Origin of the sequence: Limnohabitans sp. T6-5 (assembly GCF_003063315.1) — a bacterium.
GTDB lineage: Bacteria > Pseudomonadota > Gammaproteobacteria > Burkholderiales > Burkholderiaceae_C > Limnohabitans_A.
The window spans coordinates 777025-801793 of record NZ_NERV01000002.1 but is presented as its reverse complement, the minus strand read 5'-3'; the positions used below and the strand labels follow the sequence as shown (position 1 = coordinate 801793).

Genomic DNA, 24769 nt, shown 5'->3' with positions numbered 1-24769 from the left:
TATGGCAATGCTCAACCGAGAGCAGATTGACTCCATGGGCTTCGCTTATGTGGGTGAGGGTGCTCAAATTTCTGATCGAGCCAGCTTTTATGGTTTGAGCCGTATCTCGATTGGTGATCACAGCCGCATTGATGATTTTTGTGTGTTGTCTGCGGGCGCGGGTGGCATCGTCATTGGTCGGCATGTGCATGTTGCAGTTTATTCTTCCTTGATTGGAGCAGGTCGGATTGAGTTGGATGACTTTTGCAATTTGTCCTCGCGCGTTTCCATCTATTCAAGCAGTGACGACTATTCTGGGCATAGCATGACCAACCCAACTGTGCCTGAACAATTCACGGGCGTGGAGCACGCTGATGTGGTGTTGGGGCGCCACGTTATTGTGGGGTCGGGTAGTGTGATCTTGCCTGGTGTCAATTTATATGAGGGGGTGGCTATTGGTGCTTTGAGCCTAGTGCGCTCTTCATGCGAGGCGTTTGGACTGTATGCGGGTCATCCACTCAAGCGCTTGAAGAGCCGTAGCCGTGATTTACTGGTTAAAGAGTCTGCTTTTCTCGCATCAAAAATGGTCAAAGGCTGATGGGTATTTCCCTCAAGGCCACGTTTTTGGCCAATACCCTTAGTCAGGTCTTTGTCACTGCGCTGGCCATTTTGTTGGTGCCGGTTTATTTGCGTTGGCTAGGGGCTGAGGCTTATGGCTTGGTCGGGTTGTTTGCCACGCTGCAGGCTTGGTTCAATTTGTTGGACATGGGCTTGACGCCTACATTGGCGCGTGAATCAAGCCGCTTTCATGCTGGGGCCATGAGTGCTCAGGCTTTTCGGCAGTTGTTCCGTGGCATGGGCTTGGTCTTTGGTGGCTTGGCTGTGTTGGGTGCCATTTTGTTGTGGAGCTTGGCGCCTTGGGCTGAGGCACATTGGTTGCAGCGCCAATCTTTGTTGGCTGATGAAGTTTTGTGGGCTTTGCGTGCCATGGCCATGGCGGTGGTGTTGCGCTGGGTGGCGGGTTTGTACAGGGGCTTTCTCACCGGGACTGATCGACAAGTCGGCTTGGCCGCCGTTACGGTGGTGATGGCGTGTGTCCGTTATCTTGGCGTGTTGGCTGCAATGGCTTATTGGGGGGCAACGGTACAAGTTTTTTTTGATTTCCAGCTGTTTGCAGCTTTGCTGGAGACCTTGGTCTTGGTGATCTGGACACATGCGGTTTTGCCTGCCGCCCCGAACCCTTTGGCATGGTCTTTGCGCTCGGTGCGGCCGGTCTTGGGTATGGGCTTGTCTTTGGCCTTTGCGTCCAGCGTGTGGGTGTTGGTCAATCAAGCAGACAAGCTGTTGCTTTCGGGTCTGTTGCCGCTGGCAGACTATGGTTTGTTTTCTCTGGCTGTAGTACTGGCCAGCGGGGTCATGGTTTTGAGTGGGGCGCTGAGCCAGGCCTTGATGCCAAGGTTGGCGGTTTTGCATGCCAAAGGGCAAAGCGTTGAAATGATGGCCTTATACCGTCGGAGCACACGTTGGATGAGTGCAATGGGTTTGGGGGGGGCATTGACTTTGGCGGTGTTGGCGGAGCCTGTGTTGTTGGCCTGGACAGGACAACATGCCATCGCAGGCAAGATGTCTGGTGTGTTGGCTTTGTATGCCTTGGGTTATGGATTTGCATGTTTGGCGGCGTTTCCTTATTACTTGCAGTACGCCTTGGGCCAGATGCGCTTGCATGTGTGGGGCAATGCCCTGATGTTGCTGGTTCTGGTGCCTTCTGTGTGGCTGGTTGCGCCGATTTGGGGGGGGCTGGGAACAGCAATAGTTTGGTTGATTCTGAATTTTTGTTTTGGTGCTTTCTGGGGCGGGGTGGTGCACAGGCGTTATTGGCCGGGTCAGCATCTGCGGTGGCTTTGGCGAGATATCACTTTGTCTTCAGCGCCAGCGTTGCTCGGTGCGATCGCGTTGTGGCTGTGGTTGCCTCTGCCGCAGAGCCGATGGGGCGCGTTGGCATGGGCTGTCTTTGCCGGAGGCACTTTACTTGGTTTGAATGTGCTGGTTTTGCGCTGGCGTGAACGCACAGAGGAGTTGGCATGAATCAGTTGCACAGTGTTCCCATGTTGTCGGTTTGCATTGCCACTTTCCGTCAAGATGAATACATAGAGACCTGTGTGCGCAGCGTGTTGGCGCAAGCGCATGAGGTGACTCTGGAAATTTTGATCGGTGATGATGGTGATTCGCCTTTGACGCCCGAGATCGTGCAGCGTTTGTCTGTGGCGTTTCCGGGGTGTATTCAGTACTTCCGACATCCACAAAATTTGGGGGCTTCGGCCAACTACCAGTTCTTGATTTCGCGTGCACGGGGGGAGTTCATCGCGCATCTGGATGGCGATGATTTTTGGCTGCCAGGTAAATTGCTTGCCCAGCTGAAGGTGCTGCGGGAACAGCCAGATCTTGCGGCTTGCTATACCAATGCGTTGGTGGTTGAAGATGATTTGTCGTTGCGGATGCTTTTTTCTGCGGTGGGGCCGAAGCGCTTTGACTTGGCTTTCATGCTGGCGGGCGGGAACTTTCTGAATCACAGTTCGATGGTTTACCGCAGTCAATACAAAGACGTGTTGTTGGGTTTTGAAGGCGCTTTCATTGATTACAAGATGCATTTGCACTTGGCTCGCAAGGGGGATCTTTTCATGTTGCCAGGTGCTTTTGTGGCCTACCGTTGGGCGACGCCGCAATCGATGGTGCAACGTACCCCCGGGAAGGTGCAGCAGTGGTATTGGGATGCCATGGTTTCTGTGTTGCAGTGTCCTGAGGTCACGCATGCAGTGCGGTGCAATGCATTGGCCCATTATTGGGGTATGGCTGCCAGTGAGTTTTTGATCAAAGGTCGTTGGGCTTGGTCGCAGCATTGGTCGAAGGAGATATCAGCGGTCTTTCCGGTTGAGTTTAGGCTGGTGTATTGGCGTGGGTGGCGTTTTGCTCTGGGGCGGTTGGTCAGTTTGTCGTTTGCGGCTTTAGGACGAAAGGTAGCGGCGCCTTTGGTGCGCGTGCTGCATCCACGTTGATGAATATGGGTTCTACTCACTCCCCAAACTCGCTTGATTTGTTGCGCCTTCTTGCTGCATGGCTGGTGCTCTTCAGCCACCAATATGCTTTGCTGGGTTTGCCTGAGCCATCTTTTTTAGGACTCAATAAATTTGGCGGTGCAGGTGTTGCCGTTTTTTTCTTTTTGAGCGGCAGTTTGGTTTGGGGAAGTTGGCGTAGAGACCCCCATTGGGGTAGATATCTGGCGCGTCGAGCGTTGCGTATCTTCCCTGCTTTATGGGTTGTTGTGCTGTTGTCGGTCCTGGTGCTTGGCCCGGTGTTGACCACTTTGACTTTGTCTGATTATTTTGGCGCACATGAGACACGTCAGTATTTGCTGAACGGTCTGCTGCAGATCAAATACAACTTGGCAGGTATTTTTGAGGGCAATGCTTTAAGAGCGGTGAATGGGTCGTTGTGGACCTTGCCCGCTGAATTTTTATCCTATTTGTTGGTGGGCATTTGGGGTTGGTCCAAATGGCGTGCTTGGCCTTGGCGTGTGGCCATTGGTGTGTTGCTCATGGTGGTTTTATCCACTTGGTTTTGGTTCAAGCATGGGGTGGCTAAACCGGAGTTAGAGGTGATGGCGCTTTTTTGGTGGGGGGCTGCATACGGCGAATACCGTTGGACTGTCAATCAGGGTAAGCGTTGGCATTGGTCGGTTTGGTGTGTATTGCTTTTGGCGTTGGGGCTGTTTGCTGGGACTACTGATCGGGGGCTGGAGCGTTCTGCTTTGATGTTGATTGCGGGTATGGCGGTTCATTTGGCCATGCTGGGGTCATGGGGTGGCGCTTTGTTGCATCGTTTGGGTGACGTGTCTTATGGGGTGTATATCTATGCGTTTCCAGTGCAACAGACTTTGATTTATCTTTTGCCGCATGAACCCTTCATGGTGCATTTGTGTTTGTCCACATTGATCACTTTGGTTTTGGCATATGGTTCATGGCACTGCATTGAGAAGTTGGCTTTGCGTTGGAAGCCGAAAGGTCCTGTCGCTTCATGAAGGCTGTTGCTGTTGTTGTACTGAACTGGAATGGCTGGCGTGACACGATCGCTTGCATTCATTCGCTCAAAAAAATCGATTACCCCGATTACCGGATCTTTGTGGTGGACAACGCTTCGTCTGACGATTCAGTTTCACGCATTGAGGCATCGTTTCCTGATCTGGAGGTGCTTCAGTCTGGCGCCAACTTGGGTTTTGGTGGCGGCTGTAACGTGGGTATGCGCAAGGCCTTGGAGGCTGGGCTTGAATACATCTGGTTGATCAACAGCGACACGCGTGTTGCGCCTGATGCGTTATCGAGAATGGCAGAGTTGGCAGAGGCTTCACCTTGCGTAGGCGCAGTCGGATCGGTGATTTATGAAATGGATGAGCCCGATCGTGTTCAGCTTTGGGGCGGTGGGTTGGTTAACCGGTGGTTGGGACAGTCGCATCATCGATTGACGCCAGGGCCAGTTGATTTTGTGTCTGGAGCATCAATGTTGCTCAGAGTTGATGCCGTGCGTGACGTAGGGTTCTTTGATGAGCAGACGTTTTTTATGTACTGGGAAGACACAGACTTGGGTTTCCGTCTTAGACGGGCTGGCTGGCAACTTGCTGTCGCGGAGCAATCCAAGGTCTGGCACAAGCAGTCCGCGAGTTTGGGTTTGGAAAGCCCATTGCTGATTGAGTACGCCACGTGCTCGGCTATTCGTTTTTTACGGCGACACGCACCGATGCCTTATGTCTCTGTAGCTTTGATGATTGTCTTGCGTGTCAGTAAAAGGGTTTTGCGCGGTGACTGGATGCGGTTGCGTGCTTTCTTCAGGGGGGTAGGTAAGGCATGACTAGGACCGTGGATGTTTCTGTTGTGGTGCCTTGCTACCGCTGTGCACAGACGATTGAGCGCGCCGTTCAGTCGGTAGCTGATCAGACGCAAAAACCTTTGGAGCTGATTTTGGTGAACGATGCGAGTCCTGATGCCGAGACCGCGTTGTGTTTGCGGCGTATTCGCGATCGGCACCCACAATGGGTGAGGGTGGTCAGTTTGAGTGTGAACGGTGGTGCGGGGCACGCACGGAATGAAGGCTGGTCACTTGCGAAGGGGCGGTACATTGCTTTTTTAGATGCGGATGACTCATGGCATCCTCGAAAATTGGAATGGCAGTTTGCATTCATGCAAGCACATCCCGACATAGCGCTCTCTGGACATGCGCATGTGATTGGGCCTATATCCGCGTCCATCAATGCGTTACATGAAAAGTTCGTCAGCATCGGCAAGTGGGCGGTGCTGATTAGCAATCCATTTGTGACGCCGTCGGTCATGCTGCGTTCAGATGTGCCGCACCGCTTTCGGCAGGATCGTCGGCACATGGAAGATCACTTGCTTTGGATGGATATCGTTTCCGACAACTTACAGGTGGTCAAGCTTGATTTACCCTTGGTCAATATTCATAAACCTTTGGTTGGCGTCGCCGGGTTGAGCGGGCAGGTTTGGGCTATGTCTAGCGCTGACTGGGGTAATTATGGGCAATTGTTCAGCTCAAAAAAACTGTCTTTGCATGAGCTGATCTTGCTTTGGATTTGGGTGGCTTTGAAGTTTGTCAGACGCTTGTTGCTGCTTAATCTCCGTAGATTCGCCAAATTTTTTCTTGGGTATGGGCGCAGACTTTAATCAAACAAGTTTGAACAATACGCCCACCATAATTGCAGCTTGTGCGCTGTATTGCTGTCTGCTGATCCCACTTTTTATGGTTTTGCTCAAGCGTGTCCAAGGGTTGGGATGTTCACGCATTTGGACAAACATGTCGAGGACATGGGTTGATGACTCATTCATTTCATGTTTGATGGCGTTCAGGGCTCTGATGTTGGCTTCATTCCACCGTCTGTATGTTCCAGATCCAAGTTCTTGTAGTCTGTGCAAACTGGCTTTGACGCCGAAGTTACTGCCGAACACATTGCCCCCATGTTGGCGATACAGCAGACTGGGCTTGTCGTCAAAGTGCACCGTACCTCCACATGCAGTTGCCAGAATGTAGGTCGTCCAGTCGTGCCAAATGGCATCGACTGGATTAATTTGCAGAAGCAATTTTTGCAGTGCAGGCGTGAAGACGATGGTGTTGCCTGCTGCTACGTTCTCCAGCAATGCGTTACAAAAATTCAATGGCTTCCTGGGGTGTTTCCCCAGCCTTATGACTTGAAGATTTTCGTCAACGAGTTGAGTACGTGTGCAATACAAGTGAGGTAATTGCTGGTTGCCCTGGTTTTGGAAAAGGTCATCAAAGTATTGAGCCGCCCGCGCTAACTTGTTGGGCATCCAGACATCGTCTTGATCACTAAAGGCGATCAAGTCATTGGGTTGGATGTCTTGGACATTCCTTAGCAAGCTTAAAAAATTTGCAGTGCTGCCTTGGCGTGGTCCCTTGATGAGGGCAACAGCCTGCGTGACCTTTTTTTTGAAATTCAGGACGATGTCTTGCGTCCCATCGTTTGAACCATCATCACTGACTGTCAGTGTCCACTTGGTGTGGGTTTGGTTTGCAAAGGAATCGAGCTGTTCCAATATGAATCTTGCGCCTTGATAGCTCGCCAGCAGGATGTGAACAGTTGTTTGACTTTGCATTTATCGTGCACCATGTCCAGTCAATATGGTTTTGATGGTTTTGACGACGATCAGCAGGTCAAGCGCCAGGGAGTAGTGGCTGACGTAGTAAAGGTCGTAGCTGAGTTTGACGGCGGTTTCTTCTTCTGTGGCTGCGTAGCCTTGCATGACTTGTGCCCAGCCAGTGATGCCGGGCCGAACCAGGTGCCGATAGGGGTAGCTGGGGATGCTGATGGCGAATTCATTGACGAAGGTGTGTTGTTCCGGGCGTGGGCCGATCAGGCTCATGTGGCCCATGATCACGTTGGCCAGTTGGGGGATTTCGTCCAGTCGGCTTTTGCGCAGGAAGTGGCCCAGCCGTGTAATGCGTTTGTCGTTGGCTTGCGCGAATTGGGCGGCAGCATTTTTTTGCTCGACCATGGTGCGGAATTTCCAGATGCGAAAGGGCCGACCATGCAGGCCCGTGCGCATTTGGCTGTAGAGGGCTGAGCCTTTGGAGTCCAGTTTGATGGCGATGGCCACCAGCATGCCCAGGGGAATCCAGGCGGGGGCCAGTCCGATAACGATGATGAGGTCGACCAGGCGCTTGAAGCTGTCGTAGGCGGGGTTGCCGTCGGGTTGCCACAGGGGGTTGCTCAAGGTGAGGGTGCTTTTGCGCCCGGTCAGTGATTCGGCCACCGCCGCCACGCTGTACAAGCGGATGTGCTTGAGTTTGATGGTGGCCAGTTGTTGTTTTTGGCGCTCGTTGAGTTGGTGCGATTCGCTGACGAGGGCGCCATCGCTGGCGGGGGGCATGTCGTCGGCGTCGTTCCAGTTGACCAGGGCGATGTGTTGGTCAAGCAGTGCGCTGTCGTCGTCAAGGTGTTGCGTCAGCTCTTGGGTCGTGAGTTCGTCCAGGCAGATGAGTTGGAGTTTGTCTTGTTGTTGGAAGTAGCGCTCGACCAGCCAAAACCAGAAGGTGGTGAGCAGGGCGACCAGCAGAACGGCGCTTCGGGCATAGGGTTTTTGCAGCAGCGCAAAGGTGAGCACCATCAGCAAGTAGGGGGTGACGGTGTTGATCAGTAGCAGCGTGCGTTGCTCTGCGGCGGGCATGTGCACGGACCGGTAAAGCAGATGGGCTGCCAGGGCATAGGGAAAGATGCACAAGATGACCGTTTGGGCAAACAAGGGCGTGACCCAACCAAGACTTTCGAGCAATTGCCCAAAAATATAAGCAGGAACCAGCATGAGTGCACCACCGATAGCGCCAAGTAAATGACGGTTTTGCCGTCTTGCTTGGGACGAAGCCAAATTGTTTCGATGGGGCGGTGTGTTCACGAAAGATGTTGGTGTGTGGGACGCCAGATTTTAAAGTACCCAAAAGTGTTTTGGGGTCAGTCCTCCAAAGGGGGATTGTGTTCTTGACAAGAGCCCTATTGTCGAGCAGCTAGATTTTCTCAGTTCTCATCAGTTCGTAAAGATATCGGCTGATATGCTCTATCAAACCCATTTTTTTGAGTAGTTTGATGCTGAAATTTTTACCGCTGCTGTATTTTCTGGGCGTCATTCTGATTCCTGGTGACACCGAACTGGGGGTTTTGATACTGGCTTTGCTGGGCTTTGTCGTCCTTGTTCAACGGCGCGCGCCGGGTGCAGCGGGGTTGCGCAGTTTTCAGTGGCGTTCTGTGGATAGCCGTTTGAGTTTGGCTTTTGCGTCAGTCTTTTTGTTCAAGTGTTTGTCGATGTTGTGGGCTGATCTGTCAGGGTTGGCTCTGAACAATGCTTTGTGGCATTTGCATTTTTTGTTGTGGCCGCTGGTTTTGTTGGGCTTGCATCGGTGTGGGGCGGATCAGAAGGATGTGGAGCGGGCTGTGGCCGCCGGTTTGGTGGTCGTGGCGGCGTGGTTTCTGGTTTTCAAATTGAGTGGTGAGCGTTGGCTGCCTTTTGAGGATGCGGGGTCATCCAATGTGGGTGTATTGGCTCAAATGACGCTGTTTTTGGGGACCTGGAATCTTCTGGCTTTGTCGCGACCCGGTGGCAATTTGGCTTCTTCCGACGGTGTGTTGAAAATTTTGGCTTTTGTGTCGGCTTGGGTGGTGATCATTGCGTCGACTCGGCGCTTGGAGTTGCTGGGTTTGTTGGTGGTGACCGCAACGGTATTGGTTTATCGCTTACGCAGTCGTTTGACGTTTGTGCGTTTGTCGCTGGTGCTTTTGGGCATGTTGGCCTTGGTCGGCCTGATGGTTTATTTGCGATGGGAAAAGTTCGCCACCGGCTTTGCAGAGTTGTCGAATTACTTTGCGCTGCGCGGCAAAGACCCTCAGGTGGTGTTGAGTTCTTGGGGGGCTCGCCTGGAGATGTACCGGGTGGGGTGGCTGGGTTTCATGGACCATCCTTGGTTGGGCATGAGTGCAGGTGCACGGCCTTACTTGATGCAGGCTTATGGTGCACCAGGCGAGGATGTCTTTGGGCATCGCCATTTCCACTCCGAAATTTTGCAAACCTTGGTGGAGGGTGGACTGGTGTGGTTGGGTTTGTTGGGCTCGGCGGTGGTCTATGCGGTGCGCCAAATGGTGATCAAGCCTTGGCGCACTGATCGCGAGTTGGCCTTGTTGGCCTTGGGTTTGTTGGGTGCTTATGCCATTGAAGGTGTTTTCAGTGCAGCCCTGATTTACGGGGAGGCCAATGGCGTGTTTGTTGTGGCCTCCGCTTGGCTGTGGTTGCAGCTGCGTCAGCGGCGCTGATGACCGCTCACATTTGCTCTGACAGGCGTGATCAATACCCGTTCGGATTTTGCGATTGCCAGCGCCAGGCATCGGCGCACATGCGGTCCACGCCCAGCTCGGCTTTCCAGCCCAAGGCTTGCTGGGCCAGGCGGGTGTCTGCATAGCACGAGGCCACATCGCCCGGGCGGCGGGCTGCAAACTGGTAGGGCACTGGCACGCCGGTCACCCGAGCAAAAGTGTCGGCCAGTTCTTTTACGCTGACGCCTCGGCCTGTGCCCAGGTTGACGGTGATGCTGGCTTGTTGGTCTTGCAGGTAGCGCAGCGCGGCCAGATGGCCTTGGGCCAGGTCCACCACATGGATGTAGTCGCGCACGCCGGTGCCATCGGGTGTGGGGTAGTCCTGGCCAAAGATGCTCAAAAATTCGCGTTTGCCCACGGCCACCTGGGTGATGAAGGGCATGAGGTTGTTGGGGATGCCGTTGGGGTGTTCACCGATGGTGCCGCTGATGTGGGCGCCCACGGGGTTGAAGTAGCGCAGGATGGCCACATGCCATCGCGGGTCGGCGGTTTGCAGGTCGCGCAGGATGTCTTCGCATATGAGCTTAGTGCGGCCGTAGGGGTTGGTGACTTGCAGCGGGCTCGATTCGGTGATGGGGACTTGCTCAGGGTCGCCGTAGACGGTGGCCGATGAGCTGAACACGATGCGCCGCACATGGGCGCGTTCCATGGCTTGCAGCAGGGCCAAGGTGCTGCCGATGTTGTTGTCAAAGTAGCGCACGGGTTGTGCCACAGACTCGCCCACGGCTTTGAGGCCCGCGAAGTGAATGACGCCGCTGATGGGGTGTTGGGCAAACACGCTGTCAAGTGCCGCGCCGTCGCGCACGTCGGCTTGGACAAAACTGAATTTGTCACCGCACAGCGCTGTGAGCCGGTCCAGCACCCGAATGCTGCTGTTGCACAGGTTGTCCACGATAACCACATGGTGGCCCGCATTCATGAGTTCGACCGCGGTGTGTGAGCCGATATAGCCTGCGCCGCCGGTGATGAGAATTTTGGATGGAGAGGCGAGTGCGTTCATATTTTTCAATGATAACGCCCTGTTTGAACAAGTCATGCTACTTGCTTGTGGTCTCTTGTAGGTCGGTGGTCGAAGACCCCGACGTTGGCTCGCTTGACTGTGACGCCGGAACAAGCAATGTCGGTGATTTGAGAAATGTCGGACTCTGCGAGTGCCGACCTACGGTGGCTGCCTTTCGTAGGTCGGTGGTCGAAGACCCCGACGTTTGGTTGCCGAAAGGTGAGCATGGCCTGTGCTGGTGATGCTTGTGCGCGCATACATGACGAACTCTGCGAGTGCCGACCTGCGGGACGTGCCTTTCGTAGGTCGGTGGTCGAAGACCCCGACATGGGCTGATCTGTTGTGGTGTTTTGTCGAGGCTGATGGGGCGGTTATCACCGCCGCGACGACACCCAGATCCCGGCAATGATCAGCGCAAAGGCCAGTGCGTGGTACGCATGGGGCAACTCGCCCAGAAAGGCAGCTGACAGGATGGCGGCAAACAGCGGGGTGAGGTTGGCAAAGAAGCCCGCCATGGCAGGCCCAGCCTGTTGTACACCCAGGCCCCAGCAGCGGTAAGCCAGCACCGCTGGCCCCACGGCCACAAAGCCCAGTGTGGCGATCAGGGGCCATCCCCAAGTGATGTGGGCATCGGTCAGGCTCCATTCGAGCCCGGCAAACAGCCCGGACCAGCCCAGACCAAACACCACTTGCGCCAACAAGAATGCCGCCCAATCCTGGCGGATGGCGTCGGGCTCGTCTTTGCGGCTGAGCAGCCAGCTGTAGGCTGACCAACAAGCCGTAGCCAACAAGATAAAAAAGTCCCCCACGACCAGGCGCACATTCATCAGCTGCGCGGGTTCGCCCCGTGACAGGACAACCGTCACGCCCAAAATGGACAGCGCCGCACCCAAGGCCTGCGCCCGGCGCACGGGTGTGTGAAAAAACAGTGTGCCGATGGCCAGTGTCCAGACCGGGCCACTGGCAGCCACCAAGGTCACGTTGAGGGGTGTGGAGGTTTGCAGTGCCAAGTATTGCAGCGCGTTGTAGCAGCCCACGCCCAGCAAACTGAGCAGGCCAAAGCGGCGCCAGTGTGACCATAGCCCACTGCCTGAGCGCAGCACCCAGCTGGCCATGGGCACCAAAATTACAAACGCCAGTGCCCAGCGCAAAAAGTTCAGAGTGATGGGGGGCACCAAGGTGCTGACCATGCGGCCCACCACCGCATTGCCCGCCCACAAAAGGGGGGGGACGGTCAGCAGCAGTGCGGTGACCGGAGAGAGTTTTTGAGACATGCGACGACTGTATCGGTATTCGGGTTTTCCCCCTGTCGCGCAGCTGTCCTTGGGGTCTGTCATGGGCTGCAATTCGTGGCAAAGTCACGCATCGTTTGCTTTACCCCTACAGGAGAACACCATGAGCCTTGCAGTCCAGATTGATCAAAACGGCGGTCCCGAAGTCATGAAACTGGTCGACGTGAATGTGGGCGAACCCGGCCCCGGTGAAATCCGCATCCGCCACAAAGCCATCGGCCTGAACTTCATCGACGTGTACCAGCGAGGCGGCCTGTACACCCTGCCCATGCCCCTGAAGCTGGGTATGGAAGCGTCGGGCGTGGTCGAAGCTGTGGGTGAAGGCGTGACGCATCTCAAGGTGGGCGATCGCGCAGCGTATGCCAGCCAGCCCCCAGGCAGCTATTGCGAAGTGCGCGTGATGCCCGCCAAGTGCGTGTGCAAGCTGCCCGATGCGATCTCGTTCGAGACTGGCGCGGCCATGATGCTCAAGGGCCTGACAGCGCAATACCTGCTCAAGCGCACCTTGCCACAGGGCGGACTGCAAGCCGGTGACTTCGTTCTGTTTCATGCAGCAGCAGGTGGCGTGGGCCTGATCGCTTGCCAGTGGGCCAAGGCCCTGGGTCTGCGCCTGATCGGCACAGCAGGCAGCGATGCCAAATGCGCATTGGCTTTGTCCAATGGCGCAGAGTTCTGCATCAACTATTCGACCGATGATTTCCAGGCCAAGGTCAAAGAGATCACGGGCGGCAAGGGCGTGAAGGTGGTCTATGACTCGGTGGGCAAGGACACTTGGGACAAGTCACTCGATTGCCTGGCCCCGTTTGGCCTGATGGCCAGCTTTGGCAATGCATCCGGCGCGGTGGCTCCGTTTGCACCCGGTATCCTCGGCCCCAAGGGTTCGATCTATGTGACGCGTCAGACCCTGTTCAGCCACATCACCACCCGCGAAAACACGCAAGCCATGGCCGATGATTTGTTTGAAGCGGTGACCAGTGGCAAGGTCAAAATCCACATTGACCAGACATTCCCGCTGGCGCAAATTCAGGATGCGCACATCGCTTTGGAAGCCCGTAAAACCACAGGTTGCACGATCATCACCTTGTAAGACGAATGCGGGCACATGTCGGGGTCTTCGACCACCGACCTGCGAATGGCATGTCCCCCGTAGGTCGGCACTCGCAGAGTCCGACATGTCTCAAATCATCGACATAGCTTGTTTAGGCGGCACAGCCAAGCGATCCAACGTCGGGGTCTTCGACCACCGACCTGCGAATGGCATGTCCCCCGTAGGTCGGCACTCGAAGAGTCCGACATGTCTCAAATCACAGACATCGCTTGTTTAGGCGTCACAGCCAAGCGATCCAACGTCGGGGTCTTCGACCACCGACCTACGAATGGCATTTCCTCCGTAGGTCGGCACTCGCAGAGTCCGACATGTCTCAAATCACCGACATCGCTTGTTTAGGCGTCAAAGCCAAGCGAGCCAACGCCGGAGTCTTCGACCACCGACCTGCGAATGGCATGTCCTCCGTAGGTCGGCACTCGCAGAGTCCGACATGTCTCAAATCACCGACATAGGTTGTTTAGGCGGCACAGCCAAGCGAGCCAACGCCGGAGTCTTCGATCACCGACCTGCGAATGGCATGTCCCCCGTAGGTCGGCACTCGCAGAGTCCGACATGTCTCAAATCACCGACATCGCTTGTTTAGGCGGCACAGCCAAGCGAGCCAACGTCGGGGTCTTCGACCACCGACCTGCGAACGGCATTTCCTCCGTAGGTCGGCACTCGAAGAGTCCGACATGTCTCAAATCACAGACATCGCTTGTTTAGGCGTCACAGCCAAGCGAGCCAACGTCGGGCTCTTCGACCACCGACCTGCGAATGGCATGTCCCCCGTAGGTCGGCACTCGCAGAGTCCGACATGTCTCAAATCACCGACATCGCTTGTTTAGGCGGCACAGCCAAGCGAGCCAACGTCGGGGTCTTCGACCACCGACCTGCGAACGGCATTTCCTCCGTAGGTCGGCACTCGAAGAGTCCGACATGTCTCAAATCACAGACATCGCTTGTTTAGGCGTCACAGCCAAGCGAGCCAACGTCGGGCTCTTCGACCACCGACCTGCGAATGGCATGTCCCCCGTAGGTCGGCACTCGCAGAGTCCGACATGTCTTCATCACGCCGCTAATTTTTCCACTTCAGCGGGCGCGACTTTGTCCAGTGCCACGCGCAACTGTTGCAGCGTGCGCTGCACGTTGTGCCACTTTTCCAGGCCAAACAGGCCCATTCGGAAGGTGCGGAAGTCGGCGGGCTCGTCGCACTGCAAGGGCACACCGGCGGCCGTTTGCAAGCCTTCGGCCAGAAACTTCTTGCTGGACTGGATGTCGGGGTCGGTCGTGTAACTGACCACCACGCCGGGCGCTTCAAAGCCAGAGGCGGCCACGCTCGGGAATCCTCGCTCAGCCAGCAGCTGGCGCACAGCGCGGCCCAAAGCGATTTGCTCATCACGCACTTTGGCAAAGCCATAAGCGTCGGTTTCGACCATCGCATCACGCAACCGCAACAGGGCATCGGTGGGCAAGGTGGTGTGGTACATGTGGCCACCGCCTTCGTAGGTTTCCATCACTTGCAACCACTTTTTGAGATCCATCGCAAAAGTGGTGCTGGTGGTGGCGTCTATGGCTTGGCGGGCCCGTTCGCTCAGCATGACCATGGCGCAGCAAGGCGAGCTGCTCCAGCCCTTTTGCGGTGCGCTGATCAGCAGGTCCACGCCGGTGGCTTGCATGTCCACCCACATGGCGCCCGAGGCGATGCAGTCCAGCACCAGCAAGCCACCCACGGCGTGAACGGCGTCAGCCACAGCCTTCAGGTAATCGTCGGGCAAGATCATGCCGGCTGCGGTTTCCACATGCGGCGCAAATACCAAAGCGGGTTTTTCTGAGGCAATCGCAGCGGTCACTTCGGCAATCGGGGCAGGTGCCCAAGCGGCTTGCGAGCCTTCGGCAATGCGCCGAGCCTTGAGCACGCTGTGGCTTTTGGGGATCTGGCCCATGTCAAAAATCTGCGTCCAGCGGAAGCTGAACCAGCCGTTGCGGATCACCATGACGTGTTGGCCGGTGGCGAACTGGCGGGCGACAGATTCCATGCCAAAAGTGCCGCTGCCGGGCACCAGCGCCACGCTGTGGGCGCTATAGACCTTTTTGAGCAGACCCGAAATGTCAGTCATCACGCCTTGAAAGCGTTGCGACATGTGGTTCAGGGCGCGGTCGGTGTAGACCACCGAAAATTCGAGCAGACCATCGGGGTCGATTTGAGGCAGCAATCCGGGCATGGGAGTCTCCGAGTCAAAAAATCAGGTTGTCCAGCTTACATGAGTTCTGGACGCAGCTTGGCCGATCACTCATTCATGCGTGATGAGAATACTGTGTTCAGCGATGTGGCTTTGAAACTCTGGCGAGGTCGTGGCCCAGTCCACCACGTCGACACGCCAGGGCAGATCACTGCTGGCAAAAGCATCTTGCAATTGGCCCAAGGTGCTCAGCGGAGTCGGCGTTTCACCCATGATGACCAGGTCCAGGTCGGAGTAGGGTTTGGGCTTGCCCCGCGCCCGTGATCCAAACATGCGCACTTCCTGTGTGGGCAGCCATGTGGCCAGGATGTTTTTCACGAGCGCCAGTTCGGTGGCGCTCATGCCGTGTTTAGGCTCAGTCAACGGTGTCTTCCAGCCGAGCCAGCAAGCGCCGTGCATCCATCATGAAGGCTTGGGTGCCCTCATAGACTTGCTGGGCTTTTTGGTGGTCATAGGTGTGCGCTGTGATGTTGCGCATATGACGGTAGCCAAACCAGTCTTGCACGTTTGAGATCAGGCCTTTTTCAGCAGCGATGCGCAGCACGTCGCGGAAGTTGGCGAAATCCACTTCACTGGGATTCAGTGCGTCCATTTCCAGGCGGCGACGCAGCATCTTGGTGCTGATTTCATAGACGAATTCGAAGTTTTGAATGACACCAGCAATCAAAGTGTGGCGGACTTTGTCGTTTTGCTGGTTGAACCAGGCAGCTTCGCGCACAACGTCCAGCCCGTCTTCAAGCGAGGCCAATGATTGACGAAGCGGTGTCAGATCGAGCTGTGGACGGTTCATGGGGGCATTGTCCCGAGCAAGCCAGGTGCGGTCAACGACCGCGCCGCACCCTCAAAATCTCATCCAATATCAACAAGCCAGCGCCCAAGGTGATGGCGCTGTCGGCCACGTTGAAGGCCGGAAAGTGCCAGGCGGCCCAGTGAAAGTCGAGGAAGTCCACCACGTAGCCGTGCAGCAGGCGGTCCACCACATTGCCCACGGCGCCGCCCAAAATCAGGGCAATGGCCAGGCTGAACAGGGTTTGCCCGGCGTGTGAGCGCAGCATGGCCAGCATGAACAGCGTGGCCACGACGCCAATGCCGGTGAAAAACCAGCGTTGCCAGCCGCCTGCACCGGCCAGGAAGGAGAACGCCGCGCCGTGGTTGTGCACCCGCACCAAGTTGAAAAACGAGGTCCAGCGCACGCTGTCGCCCAGCTGGAAAGCGCTGATCACCAGCACTTTGGTGAACTGGTCAATGACCAACACCAGCAGGGCAATGCCCAGCCAGAGCATCAGGCCTTGTTGGGTGCCGCTTTTGGCGAATTTTTTGGAGCTGGCCATGGTTTGGTCCTCAGGCGGCGTGGCGGGTTTCGCCAGCGCCGTGCAGATTGCTCACGCAGCGACCGCAAATGGTGGGGTGGGCGGCGTCGTGGCCCACGTCGTCGGTGTAGTGCCAGCAGCGTTCGCACTTGGTGGCTTGGCTGGGCGTCACTTGCACGGTCAGGGCGTCGCCTGCCTGGAGCGTCACTTTGGACGTGATGAACACGAACTTGATGTCCGCGCCCAAGCTGGCCAGCAGGGCGTGGTCAGCAGCCGGTGCAGTCAAGGTGATTTCGGCTTGCAGGGATGCGCCCACTTGGCCTGCAGCACGCAGGTTTTCGATGTCTTTGTTGGCCAGGTCGCGGATTTCGCGGATGCGGCTCCACTTGGCCAAAAGCGCTTCATCGGCCTGACCAAAGTCGCTGAAGGTTTCCATGAAGATGGATTCCGATGTGCCGAATGTGGTCCAAGCTTCTTCAGCCGTGAACGACAAGAACGGTGCCATCCAGCGCAGCATGCCGTGGGTGATGCGGTAAAGCGCAGTCTGCGCACTGCGGCGAGCCAGCGACTTGGGCGCTGTGGTGTACAGGCGGTCCTTGAGCACGTCCAGATAAAACGCGCCCAGGTCTTCCGAGCAATAAATTTGCAGCTTGGAGACCACGGGGTGGAACTCGTACACGTCAAAGTGGGCGCGGATGTCTGCTTGCAGTTGCGCGGCACGGGCCAGCGCGAAGCGGTCGATCTCCAGCAACTCGCTGTCGGCCACGGCGTCTGTCGCTGGGTCAAAGTCACTCACGTTGGCCATCAAGAAGCGCAGCGTGTTGCGCACGCGGCGGTACGAGTCCACCACGCGGGCGAGGATCTTGTCGTCGATGTTCAGGTCGCCCGAGTAATCGGTGCTGGCCACCCACAGGCGCACGATTTCTGCGCCCATTTTGGAGGTGATGGTTTGCGGCTCCACGGTGTTGCCCAGCGACTTGCTCATCTTGCGGCCTTGGCCGTCGGTGGCAAAGCCGTGGGTCAGCAGGCCCTTGTAGGGTGCGCGGCCGTACAGGGCGCAGCCCAGCAACAGTGAGCTGTGGAACCAGCCCCGGTGCTGGTCGTGGCCTTCGAGGTACAGGTCGGCTTCAGGGCCCTCTGCATGGAAGGGCGCCACGCCGTAAGCGTCTTTGTGGCTGGTGCGCAGCACATGCTGGAAGGTGGAGCCGGAGTCGAACCAGACTTCCAGGATGTCGGTGCTCTTGGTGTAGCTGGGCGCATCGGCCGCACCCAAAATCTCTTCCACCGTCACGCGGCTCCAGGCTTCGATTCCGCCTTTTTCGACGATGTCAGCGGCTTGGTCCAGGATGGCCATGGTGTTCGGGTGCAGTTCGCCCGAGTCCTTGTGCAAAAAGAACGGCACGGGCACGCCCCAGCTGCGCTGGCGCGAGATGCACCAGTCGGGGCGGTTGGCGATCATGTCGCGCAGGCGGGTTTTGCCGTTTTCGGGGTAGAAGCTGGTGTCTTCGATCGCGTCGAGCGCCAGCTGGCGCAGGGTCTTGGGCGCTTTGTCGGAGGTGAACACACCTTCGCCCTCGTCCATGCGCACAAACCACTGAGCGGCAGCGCGGTAGATGACGGGCGTTTTGTGGCGCCAGCAGTGCGGGTAGCTGTGGGTGATGGTCACGGTGGACATCAGGCGGCCTGCATTGCGCAGCGCGTCCAGCACCACAGGGATGGCTTTCCAAATGTGTAGCCCGCCAAACAGCGGGAAGTCTTCGGCATAGGTGCCGTTGCCTTGCACCGGGTTCAGGATGTCGTCGTACTTCAGGCCGTTGGCGATGCAGGAGTTGAAGTCGTCCACGCCGTAAGCGGGCGAGGAGTGCACCAGGCCCGTGCCGTCGCTGTCGCTGACGTATTCGGCCAAGTACACGGGCGAGAGGCGCTTGTAGCCTGCATCCACGTCGTACAGCGGGTGGCGGAAATTCAGGCCGCCCAGCGCCGTGCCTTTGGCCGTGGCCAGCACGGTGCCGCCTTGCAGACCAAAGCGCTCTAGGCATTTGTCCACCAGCGACTCGGCCAGCACCAGGCAGCCCTTGTCGGTTTGCACCAAGGCGTAGGTCAGCTCGGGGTGGGCATTCAGGGCCTGGTTGGCGGGGATGGTCCAGGCGGTGGTGGTCCAAATCACGGCGAAGCCGCTTTGGCCCGCGGGAAGGGACGTGAGGCCAAAGGCGGCGGCAAGCTTGGCAGCGTCGTCGGTTTCAAAGGCCACATCCAGTGTGTCGCTTTGCTTGTCCTGGTATTCGATCTCGAACTCGGCCAGCGATGAGCCGCAGTCAAAGCACCAGTAAACGGGCTTGAGGCCACGGTAGACAAAACCGCGCTCGATCACGCGTTTGAAGGCGCGGATTTCACCGGCTTCGTTGGCGAAGTCCATGGTGCGGTAAGGGCGCTCCCAGTCGCCCAGCACGCCCAGGCGCTTGAAGTCTTCGCGTTGTTGGTCAATTTGTTCGGTGGCGAAGGCACGGCTCTTGGCCTGCATGTCGTCGCGGCTGAGCTTGCGGCCGTGTAATTTTTCAATCGCGTTTTCGATGGGCAGGCCGTGGCAGTCCCAGCCGGGGATGTATTGCGCGTCAAAGCCAGCGAGTTGCTTGGACTTGACGATCATGTCTTTGAGCACTTTATTCAGCGCGTGGCCGATGTGCAGCTTGCCGTTGGCATAGGGCGGGCCGTCGTGCAACACGAACAGTGGGGCGCCTTGGCGGGCAGCGCGCAGTTTTTTGTACAAACCACCGTCGTTCCACTCGCTCACCCAGCCCGGCTCGCGCTTGGGCAGGTCGCCGCGCATCGGGAAGGGGGTGTCCATCATGTTGATGTGGGTGTCGGGGTTCTGGGTTTTGTCGGTCATGGTGCGTCAAGTCGAGAGGGCTTCGACAAGCTCAGCCCGATCGGTGGGCCGTTCGGAGAGATTGATGGGGGTGGGCCGTTGAAGTCGTTTGCCCTGAGCCTGTCGAAGGCGGCAAACGAGGGCCGGAGCGTCAAATTCGGTCGCGGGTGGTTTGGCGGCTGGTTTCACCATGACGGGAGGCAAACCACGCCTGTGCGTCGTCGCAGTCTTTGGCAATGCCCTTTGTCAGGGCGTCCAGACCGTCGTATTTGAGTTCGTCGTGTAATTTATGCAGCAAGTCCACGCGGATGATTTTACCGTAGCCCCCCTCGGCCCCCAGTTGGGCGGGCCAGTCGAAGGCGTGGGTCTCCAGCAGAACGCGCCCGCCGTTGACGTCATTCGGGTCCAGCGAGGGGCGGATGCCCAGATTGGCCACGCCCTTCAAGGGCTGATCGGCCAAGCCGTGCACCTGCACCACAAAGATGCCGCTGGCGGCAGGCTTCCAGTGCGAGAAACGCAAATTCAGGGTCCGAAAGCCGTCGCCTGCGCCTTGGGCTGTGGCGGCCAATTCGCGGCCCAACTTGCGCCCGTGCACCACATGGCCGCTGATGCTGTAGGGGCGGCCCAGCAGGGCGTGCACCGCGGGCAGGTCGCCTTTGGCCAGCGCATCGCGCACGGCCGAGCTGGACACGCGCAGGCCGCGCACCTCGTAGCTGTTCATGCGGGCTACGTCAAATCCCAAGCGCTGGCCTGCGGCGTCGAGCATGGCGTAGTCGCCGGCCCGTTTGGCACCAAATCGGAAATCGTCGCCCACCAGCACATAACGCACGCCCAGGCCGCGCACCAGCACCTGCTCAATGAAGTCTTGGGGTGACTGGCTGGCCAGCCGAGCGTCAAAGGGCAAAACCACCACTTGGTCGACGCCACAGCGCTCGAGTTCTTGCAGTTTGTCGCGCAGAGTGGCGATGCGGGCGGGAGCCAGTTCGGGCTTGTTCAGGGCCTTGGCAAAGTAGTCTCGCGGGTGCGGCTCGAAGGTCATCACGCAGCTGGGCACGCCCCGGTGAGCGGCTTCACTGCGCAAGAGCGCCAGCATGGCCTGGTGGCCCCGGTGCACGCCGTCGAAGTTGCCAATGGTCAGGGCGCAGGCAGGAGCCAAGTCGGGGTGGTGGAAGCCGCGGAAAACCTTCATGGTGCTGGAGCCGTTGTGGTGTGCTGGACTTGGGGCTTTTGGCCCTTGTCACGGTTTTGAGAAATTCAAAGGGTATATTGTGACTGAGCCCGCTCCGTCCAAGCTCCGGCACCACGCCTGGCCTGACCGGATCGAGACAGTCCCGTTTCCATGTCCGTGCTGTGCACCTGTGCCAAGGAGTCGTTTGTGAAGGTCTTGAAACTCTCTGCCCAAGGGCTGCCCCAGTCGTGGATTTCGCTGGAGCAAGCCGTCACGCATTACGCCGCCGACGAGGTGCGCTGGGAAGTGGGCGGGCAAGTGGCGGTGTTTCGAGGGGGGCACAACGCCATCACGGGCGAGCAATCCATCATCACCGTCAACAGCATCATTGGCACCCAGGGCGTGCCGCGCATCAACCCGTTTAATCTGCGTCCGGGGTTGTCCAATTCCAAGCTGTTTGTTCGTGATCGCAATGTGTGCGCCTATTGCGGTGGTAATTTTGATGAAGCAGACCTGACCCGAGAGCACATCGTGCCCCTGTGCCAGAACGGGCCTGACCACTGGATGAATGTGGTCACCGCCTGCCGCTCGTGCAACCACCGCAAAAGCAGCCGCACGCCCGAGCAGGCCAAGATGCCCTTGCTGTACGCGCCCTATGTGCCCAGCCTGTGGGAAGACTTCATCTTGCGCAACCGCCGCATCCTGAGTGACCAGATGGAGTTTTTGATGGCCCATGTGCCCAAGACGTCGCGTTTGCTGGTTTGACCCGCGGGCGCTTGCGGTGGCGCTTGAATCGCCGCATCATGGCTTCCTGAAAAACAACAAGGCCTGGGCCATGCCCCAAGCGCCTTCAGGGAGACCGATCATGTCCATGTCTATGTCTGTGCAAGGGGCTGCGCCGCTTGTTTCGCGGCGACAAGTGTTGCTGTGGTCAGCCAGCCCCTGGTTGGCGACAGCGGGGTCAGCGGCTGCAGCCGATGGGGAGCGGGTCCAACTGGCCGCTGTCTGGCCGCAAGGGCGCACCCCCCGGGGCTATCTGGTCAGCGAAAAGTTCGATGGTGTGCGCGCCGTTTGGGACGGGCAGGTTTTGCGCTTTCGCAGTGGGCGGCTGATCGCTGCCCCCTCCTGGTTTTTGGCCGCATTGCCCCCGCTGCCACTGGATGGCGAGTTGTGGATGGGACGCGGCCAGTTTGACCGCGTCTCGGGCGCGGTGCGCAAGGCGGTGCCAGATGAGGACGAGTGGCGCCGTATTCAATATTGGGTGTTTGATGCGCCAGGTTGGAACGAGCCGTTTGCCAGGCGCGTGGGACTGATGGCTCAAGCCCTGGATGCCGCCCATGTGCCTTGGTTGAAGCCTGTGGCGCAAACGACGGTGCCAGATGCCACGACTTTGGCGATGCGTTTGCGCGAAGTCGTGCAGCAAGGAGGTGAGGGGCTGGTATTGCACCGGGCAGATGCCTTGTGGCGGGCCGGACGCAGCGAAGGCCCGCGCGCTGCCTTGTTCAAATTCAAGCCTGAACCCGATGAAGAAGGGCAGGTGCTGGGTTATCAGCCCGGCAAAGGCCGCTTGCACGGGCAGACCGGTGCTTTGCTGGTGCAGATGCCTTCTGGCCAGCGATTTGCATTGGGCGCAGGCCTGAGCGATGCCCTGCGCCGTGAGCCACCACCTGTGGGGGCTTGGGTGACCTACCGCTACCGTGATCGAACCCCGACAGGCTTACCACGCTTTGCCAGCTTTGTGCGGGTTCGAGACCCGGAATGACCCGATGACCTGGATCTTGTAGGTGGTTTCAGTTCCGCCGTTGGTGGGCTTGGTGTAGGCCTATGTCGGGGTCTTCGACCACCGACCTACAAATGCGGTCCTTTGACCGCGAACCTAAATGCTGTTCTTCGTCTGCCGAGCTACAAATACCCCGTAGGTCGGTACTCGCAGAGTCCGACGTTGGGTCGATTTACCGCTATTCCCCGCATGAGCGAGAGGGCTTGAGCCAGCACGTCGGGGTCTTCGACCGCCAACCTGCAAACAACGCGCAGGTCGGTGGCTTCAGCCCCGACAAATGATCCAAGTTCAGGCGAAGACGCCAGCGGTTTCCTGCATCCTGGCCGACACTTCACCCAGCTGGTGCAGGGTGTCGCCAAACGTCATGTCCAGTTGCGTCAATTTCTTGAAGTAGTGGCTCACGATGTACTCGTCCGTGACCGCAATGCCGCCGTGCAGCTGCACAGCCTGCTGGCCGATGAAGCGCATGGACACGCCCAGCTGGTACTTGGCGCGGGCCATGGCGCGGCGGCGCTCTTCAGCTGGCGCGTGCAGCTTGAGCGTGGCGTAGTAGCTCATGGAGCGGGCCAACTCCAATTGCATCTTCATGTCCGAGACGCGGTGGCGCAGGGCTTGGAAGCTGGCAATCACCACACCGAATTGCTTGCGGGTGTTGAGGTAGTCCACGGTGATGGCCAGGGTCTTGTCCATCACGCCGACGGCTTCGGCACACACACTGGCGATGCCAATGTCCACGGCTTCTTCGAGTGCAGTCATGCCGTTCAGGGTGATCAGCTGGGCAGGGGCCTTGCTGAGCACCACTTCGGCGGCGCGTGAACCGTCTTGCGTGACGTAGGCCTGGGTGCTGACACCGCTGGCGCTGCGCTCGACCAGGAAGAGGGCCAGTTGACCATTGGCCATGGCTGGCACCACAAAGGCGTCCGCTTGGTCGCCCACGGCCACCACACTCTTGGTGCCAGTCACGGTCCATGCACCACCCGACTCGCTGGCCTGTGCAGCGCAGCGGTTCAGTTGGTAGCGGGCCGAGCGCTCTTGGTGCGCCAGCACAACGATGGCTTCGCCACTGGCCATGCGGGGCAGCCAAGCGGCTTGCAAGGCTGCAGGCGCGTGGGTTTGCAGTGTGGCGCTGGTGATCAGGGTTTGGGTCAGGGGCTCGAGCACGATGCCGCGGCCGAGTTCTTCCATGGTCACCATGGCCTCGGTCGGGCCCATGCCCATACCGCCGTTGTCTTCACTCACATACAGGCCCGTCAGGCCCAGTTCGGCCAGCTCGGTGTAGGCGGCGCGGTCAAAACCCCCAGCGGCCACGATAGCGCGGCGACGGTCAAAGTCGTAGCCCTTGTCCACCCATTTGCGCACCGCGTCGCGCAGTTGTTCTTGGTCGTCAGAAAAATCGAAATCCATGTGTGTCTCTCCTTAACCCAGAACTGTCTGGGCGACGATGTTGCGTTGCACTTCGTTGCTGCCGCCGTAGATGGTGGTCTTGCGCATGTTGAAGTAGTTGGCGGCCAGGGGTGCGTTGGCCAGGGTGCCCCCGGGGAAGTTGCCTTGCCAGCCGGCGTCCATCGCTTCGAAGATGCAGGGCAGGGCAAAAGGCCCAGCGGCTTGCATCATCAGCTCGGTGTAGCGCTGCTGGATTTCGCTGCCCTTGATCTTGAGCAGACCCGCGATGTCGAGCGAGTTCTTGCCGGACTTTTCGGCCGACAGGACGCGCAATACCAGCATTTCAAGGGCGACGATGTCGACTTCGAGTTTGGCGATTTCGTCACGGAAGCGCAGGTCGTCGTAGACGCCTTCGGCCTTGGCGATGCGCTTCAAGCGCTCCAACTCGCGCTTGGCGCGGTTCACGTCGGCGATGTTGGTGCGCTCGTGGGCCAGCAGGTGCTTGGCGTAGTTCCAGCCCTTGTTTTCTTCGCCGATCAGGTTTTCGGCGGGCACTTCGACGTTGTCAAACCAGACTTCGTTGACCTCGCACTCGCCGTCGAGCAGTTTGATGGGACGCACGGTTATCCCGGGCGACTTCATGTCGATCAGCAAGAAGGAGATGCCGGTTTGTGGCTTGCCTTCGGTGCTGGTGCGCACCAAGCAGAAGATCCACTCGCCAAACTGGCCCAAGGTGGTCCAGGTCTTCTGGCCGTTGACGATGTATTTGTCGCCTTGGCGCTCAGCGCGGGTCTTGAGGGAGGCCAGGTCAGAGCCGGAGCCCGGCTCGCTGTAGCCCTGGCTCCACCAGACTTCGCCGCTGGCGATGCCGGGCAAGAAGCGCTGCTGCTGCTCGGCATTGCCGAAAGCCATGATCACCGGGGCCACCATGACGGGGCCAAAAGGCACCACGCGGGGGGCGCCAGCCAAGGCGCATTCTTCTTCGAACAAATGCTTTTGCACGGCGGTCCAACCGGGGCCACCAAACTGCTTGGGCCAACCGTAGCCCAGCCAGCCTTTTTTGCCCAGGATCTTGGCCCAGGATTGCATGTCGTCACGCGTCAGGCGCATGGCGTTGTGCACTTTGTGCGAAAGCTCGGTCGGCAAATTTGCCTTGACCCAGGTGCGAACTTCGTCGCGGAACGCGAGTTCTTCGGGGGTGAATGCCAAATCCATGGGGGAATTT

The 24769-nt window shown here is 58.1% G+C and carries 22 protein-coding genes; 10 read left to right on the top strand and 12 right to left on the bottom strand.

What is annotated here, in order from left to right:
- The first annotated feature begins 1 nt into the window (after nt 1).
- The 6 genes from B9Z51_RS09490 to B9Z51_RS09465 are packed head-to-tail and all read left to right on the top strand — an operon-like array spanning nt 2 to nt 5705.
- Nucleotides 2–577, top strand: a complete 576-nt coding sequence (locus B9Z51_RS09490) for an acyltransferase (protein ID WP_108373975.1) — start codon at nt 2–4, stop codon at nt 575–577.
- Nucleotides 577–2064: a lipopolysaccharide biosynthesis protein gene (locus B9Z51_RS09485; RefSeq protein ID WP_108373973.1), complete on the top strand. Its 1488-nt coding sequence runs from the start codon at nt 577–579 to the stop codon at nt 2062–2064. The genes B9Z51_RS09490 and B9Z51_RS09485 overlap by 1 nt, the downstream gene beginning before the upstream one ends.
- On the top strand, nt 2061–3032 hold the full coding sequence (locus B9Z51_RS09480; RefSeq protein WP_108373971.1) for a glycosyltransferase family 2 protein: 972 nt from the start codon (nt 2061–2063) through the stop codon (nt 3030–3032). Before B9Z51_RS09485 ends, B9Z51_RS09480 begins: the two co-directional genes overlap by 4 nt.
- Entirely contained in the window at nt 3032–4054 is a 1023-nt protein-coding gene (locus tag B9Z51_RS09475) for an acyltransferase (protein WP_108373969.1), read from the top strand. Before B9Z51_RS09480 ends, B9Z51_RS09475 begins: the two co-directional genes overlap by 1 nt.
- Nucleotides 4051–4878: a glycosyltransferase family 2 protein gene (locus B9Z51_RS09470; RefSeq protein ID WP_108373967.1), complete on the top strand. Its 828-nt coding sequence runs from the start codon at nt 4051–4053 to the stop codon at nt 4876–4878. Before B9Z51_RS09475 ends, B9Z51_RS09470 begins: the two co-directional genes overlap by 4 nt.
- A gap of 8 nt (nt 4879–4886) precedes the next feature.
- Nucleotides 4887–5705: a glycosyltransferase family A protein gene (locus tag B9Z51_RS09465; RefSeq protein ID WP_158272862.1), complete on the top strand. Its 819-nt coding sequence runs from the start codon at nt 4887–4889 to the stop codon at nt 5703–5705.
- Here the strand turns inward: B9Z51_RS09465 and B9Z51_RS09460 are convergent, their stop codons facing one another.
- A complete protein-coding gene (locus B9Z51_RS09460) occupies nt 5706–6653 on the bottom strand; it encodes a glycosyltransferase family 2 protein (RefSeq protein WP_108373963.1) in 948 nt (315 codons plus the stop codon).
- A complete protein-coding gene (locus tag B9Z51_RS09455) occupies nt 6654–7859 on the bottom strand; it encodes a sugar transferase (RefSeq protein ID WP_108373961.1) in 1206 nt (401 codons plus the stop codon).
- A gap of 278 nt (nt 7860–8137) precedes the next feature.
- On the opposite strand from B9Z51_RS09455, the gene B9Z51_RS09450 reads away from it, so the two are divergent.
- On the top strand, nt 8138–9355 hold the full coding sequence (locus B9Z51_RS09450) for an O-antigen ligase family protein (protein WP_108373959.1): 1218 nt from the start codon (nt 8138–8140) through the stop codon (nt 9353–9355).
- Nucleotides 9356–9386: 31 nt separating this feature from the next.
- Here B9Z51_RS09450 and galE read toward each other — a convergent pair whose 3' ends face one another.
- Both galE and B9Z51_RS09440 read right to left on the bottom strand, forming a co-directional pair.
- The gene (gene galE / locus B9Z51_RS09445) at nt 9387–10415 is read right to left on the bottom strand and encodes a UDP-glucose 4-epimerase GalE (protein ID WP_108373957.1); all 1029 of its coding nucleotides are present in this window, start codon (nt 10413–10415) and stop codon (nt 9387–9389) included.
- Nucleotides 10416–10789: 374 nt separating this feature from the next.
- A complete protein-coding gene (locus tag B9Z51_RS09440; RefSeq protein ID WP_108374911.1) occupies nt 10790–11689 on the bottom strand; it encodes a DMT family transporter in 900 nt (299 codons plus the stop codon).
- A 121-nt stretch (nt 11690–11810) separates the two neighbouring features.
- Here B9Z51_RS09440 and B9Z51_RS09435 point away from each other — a divergent pair, with 121 nt between their 5' ends.
- Nucleotides 11811–12794 carry a quinone oxidoreductase gene (locus B9Z51_RS09435; protein ID WP_108373955.1) on the top strand — a complete coding sequence of 328 codons (984 nt, stop codon included), beginning with the start codon at nt 11811–11813 and terminating at the stop codon, nt 12792–12794.
- Between the two features lie 1070 nt (nt 12795–13864).
- On the opposite strand, the gene B9Z51_RS09430 is transcribed toward B9Z51_RS09435, so the two are convergent.
- The 6 genes from B9Z51_RS09430 to B9Z51_RS09405 form a co-directional block, all read right to left on the bottom strand.
- A complete protein-coding gene (locus B9Z51_RS09430; RefSeq protein WP_108373953.1) occupies nt 13865–15019 on the bottom strand; it encodes an aminotransferase class V-fold PLP-dependent enzyme in 1155 nt (384 codons plus the stop codon).
- 69 nt (nt 15020–15088) lie between these two features.
- The gene (locus B9Z51_RS09425) at nt 15089–15379 is read right to left on the bottom strand and encodes a nucleotidyltransferase family protein (RefSeq protein ID WP_108373951.1); all 291 of its coding nucleotides are present in this window, start codon (nt 15377–15379) and stop codon (nt 15089–15091) included.
- 13 nt (nt 15380–15392) lie between these two features.
- Nucleotides 15393–15827 carry a nucleotidyltransferase substrate binding protein gene (locus B9Z51_RS09420; RefSeq protein WP_108373949.1) on the bottom strand — a complete coding sequence of 145 codons (435 nt, stop codon included), beginning with the start codon at nt 15825–15827 and terminating at the stop codon, nt 15393–15395.
- A gap of 31 nt (nt 15828–15858) precedes the next feature.
- Nucleotides 15859–16368: a signal peptidase II gene (lspA, locus tag B9Z51_RS09415; protein WP_108373947.1), complete on the bottom strand. Its 510-nt coding sequence runs from the start codon at nt 16366–16368 to the stop codon at nt 15859–15861.
- 10 nt (nt 16369–16378) lie between these two features.
- Nucleotides 16379–19234 (bottom strand): isoleucine--tRNA ligase, encoded by a 2856-nt coding sequence (gene ileS / locus B9Z51_RS09410; protein WP_108373946.1) that lies wholly within the window; start codon nt 19232–19234, stop codon nt 16379–16381.
- 130 nt (nt 19235–19364) lie between these two features.
- On the bottom strand, nt 19365–20402 hold the full coding sequence (locus tag B9Z51_RS09405) for a bifunctional riboflavin kinase/FAD synthetase (protein WP_108373944.1): 1038 nt from the start codon (nt 20400–20402) through the stop codon (nt 19365–19367).
- Nucleotides 20403–20588: 186 nt separating this feature from the next.
- Here B9Z51_RS09405 and B9Z51_RS09400 point away from each other — a divergent pair, with 186 nt between their 5' ends.
- Entirely contained in the window at nt 20589–21146 is a 558-nt protein-coding gene (locus B9Z51_RS09400; protein ID WP_108374909.1) for an HNH endonuclease, read from the top strand.
- Nucleotides 21147–21246: 100 nt separating this feature from the next.
- Nucleotides 21247–22143: a DNA ligase gene (locus B9Z51_RS09395; RefSeq protein WP_199227495.1), complete on the top strand. Its 897-nt coding sequence runs from the start codon at nt 21247–21249 to the stop codon at nt 22141–22143.
- Nucleotides 22144–22449: 306 nt separating this feature from the next.
- On the opposite strand, the gene B9Z51_RS09390 is transcribed toward B9Z51_RS09395, so the two are convergent.
- Both B9Z51_RS09390 and B9Z51_RS09385 read right to left on the bottom strand, forming a co-directional pair.
- Entirely contained in the window at nt 22450–23565 is a 1116-nt protein-coding gene (locus B9Z51_RS09390; protein WP_108373942.1) for an acyl-CoA dehydrogenase family protein, read from the bottom strand.
- A gap of 12 nt (nt 23566–23577) precedes the next feature.
- Complete coding sequence (locus B9Z51_RS09385; protein ID WP_108373940.1) at nt 23578–24759, bottom strand: acyl-CoA dehydrogenase family protein; 1182 nt, start codon at nt 24757–24759, stop codon at nt 23578–23580.
- Nucleotides 24760–24769: the final 10 nt, after the last annotated feature.